This window comes from Parasphingorhabdus sp. (assembly GCF_036963705.1).
Lineage (GTDB): Bacteria > Pseudomonadota > Alphaproteobacteria > Sphingomonadales > Sphingomonadaceae > Parasphingorhabdus.
The window spans coordinates 1-2,146 of sequence record NZ_JBALUT010000145.1; the positions used below are offsets into that span (position 1 = coordinate 1).

General features: G+C 59.6%; 3 protein-coding genes. 2 read left to right on the plus strand and 1 reads right to left on the minus strand.

Going from position 1 to position 2,146, the window contains the following annotated elements:
• The first annotated feature begins 10 nt into the window (after positions 1-10).
• Positions 11-154 (plus strand): SDH family Clp fold serine proteinase, encoded by a 144-nt coding sequence (locus V7680_RS15800; RefSeq protein ID WP_442955071.1) that lies wholly within the window; start codon positions 11-13, stop codon positions 152-154.
• A 53-nt stretch (positions 155-207) separates the two neighbouring features.
• Here V7680_RS15800 and V7680_RS15495 read toward each other — a convergent pair whose 3' ends face one another.
• The gene (locus V7680_RS15495) at positions 208-1,827 is read right to left on the minus strand and encodes an ISL3 family transposase (RefSeq protein ID WP_442955070.1); all 1,620 of its coding nucleotides are present in this window, start codon (positions 1,825-1,827) and stop codon (positions 208-210) included.
• Positions 1,828-1,950: 123 nt separating this feature from the next.
• Here V7680_RS15495 and V7680_RS15500 point away from each other — a divergent pair.
• Positions 1,951-2,146: hypothetical protein (locus V7680_RS15500; protein WP_335654151.1), on the plus strand; the 196-nt coding region annotated here is incomplete at its 3' end.

The following is a 2,146-nucleotide window of genomic DNA, read 5'->3' on the forward strand; positions in this document are numbered from 1 at the left end:
CGAGCATTCCGTGCTGGGCCCCGTCGATCCGCAGCTCGGCCAGATGCCCGCCGCCTCGCTGATCAAGGTCGTCGAGGAAAAACCCATCGCCGAGATCGACGACCAGACGCTGATCATGGCCGATGTCGGTCGCAAGGTGTCGCGTTGCCCTTAAATCTGAGACGCGACGCGTTTGGCGACAATTTTTGCCCTTAATTGGGTTCTGCCTCAATTTGTGTGGCGCAGCGGAAGCATTCGGGCTCTGAGGAGTTCTGGTCCGGCGCGACCGTACATTGCGCGTTTGAGGGTCTTCAGGCGATTGATTTGGCCCTCAGCTTGACCGTTGCTCCACGGAAGCTCGATGGCATTGCGCACGGCCTCGATATCGCGGTGCAGCGTGCGGGAAAAGCGCATGATTGGTGGGATGCCAGTCTCAATGGCCAGGTCGATCCATGCGTCTAGCGGGGCGGACTGGTCGCCGCGCAAAATGCACTGAAACCGCATGGCAAGGCTCCGCATCGTGGCAAAGCTTGGCGATCCGGCCTTCAATGCATCTACCTTTTGGGCCTGGTATGCGGTCAATTTGCGTCGCGGCTTGATACAGAGCGCCGCTGCGACAACCGGCGAAATGGCATGACCGGTTTGCGGGTCCCGCACAGGCACCAGGGGCAGCGGCGTGTCGGTCGGGCCTGCTAGAGCGGTTTGTTCATCCCTTCGCCATCCGGCCAGCAGACGTTGCAAATGAGACAAGCTGCCCTCATAGCCATGGCGTTGAATCTCGATCAATAATTCCTGGCCGGACCGGATACCCTGTTTCCAGAGATCGGCCAATAGGCCCTCAAAATACCACGGCGACGTGGGCTTCAATGCAGCTCGGCGGCGGTCTGGTGGCGAGTCGGAGTTCAACCACTTCGCCACACTACGACGCGGGAAGCCGGTCCGCCGCCCAATTTCGCTACAAGACAGCCCTTGATCACGAAGCGCATGGATGTTTCGAAAAATCTCCTCACGTGATTTCCGATGAGCAAGACGCGATCGCAGCAGATGATTGGCCGTGCTGATGTTTTCGGCATCTGACAATAGCGCCCGCCCAGTGGCGCGGCCATGCATATTCATCTGCTCTTCGATGGCCTGGCGCAGGTTCTGGACGAGATGGAAACGGTCTGCGACCTGCAGGGCTTGCGGTGCACCCTGACGTGCGGCCTTCGCATATGCGCCACAACGATCCCGACTGATGACTTCAATCTCAGGGTGCTGCCGCAGCCAGCTCGCACAGCTTTCAACGCTCCGATCCGGAAGGATATCAATTACGGTCTGCCGCTCGAGATCGACGATGATGGTTCCGTAAGTCTGCGACTTGCGCCAGCTCCAATCGTCGATGCCAATGACCGTTGGCGGCGGGACGGCGCTTTCCGCACGCTGCTTGAGGTGCCGCAGCACCGTGTCATTGCTGACACCGACGCCTAAACGGCGCAAGAGCCGCTCGGCAGGCCGTCCACCCGTGGCGTGCCCCAGATGACCGACAATGTCATCGGCACGCGAAGTTCGACGTGCAAATGGGCGCGCAATTGACGAGGTGTAGTCTGAAAACGTCCGCCGCGGACACGTGGAAGCGAGACATCGCCACCTGCAGACCCAGAGTGCGATTGTTACCTTGTCGCCATGTGCGGGTAAATCCTGCAGTCGCCTTTGCCGCCACCCGTGACGACGCCGAGAATGCAAACCACAATCTGGGCAGATGCCTCTCGGTGCCAAAACACCGGATACAAGCCACCCGCCCGAATCACGTCGCTTAACGCCTTGAACCGAAACTTCGCTCCCGGGCGACCAGTGCTTTTTTGAAATCACGACTATCCCTCCTGAATGTTCCAAGCTCAGGATAGTTGCGCCACACAAATTGAGGCAGAACCCAATTAAGGGCTACGCGACAATTCCCATTGCGCGCGCGCCTCGGGTGCGTAGGTTTGGGGGATGACAGCGTCTCAAACCTCGCTTCCCTTGTCGGTGCCGCCTTTCGTGGTGGTCACCTATGTTGGCGTGGATCTGGGTGCGGACCCCTACACGGTGTCCAATGAGGTCAGCGGCAAGCAATTTTCCGCCAATGCACCCACGGTGGCCTTCCTTGAGGCGGTGCGCGCCACGGGATCCTATCGCGCGGCGCTGAAAG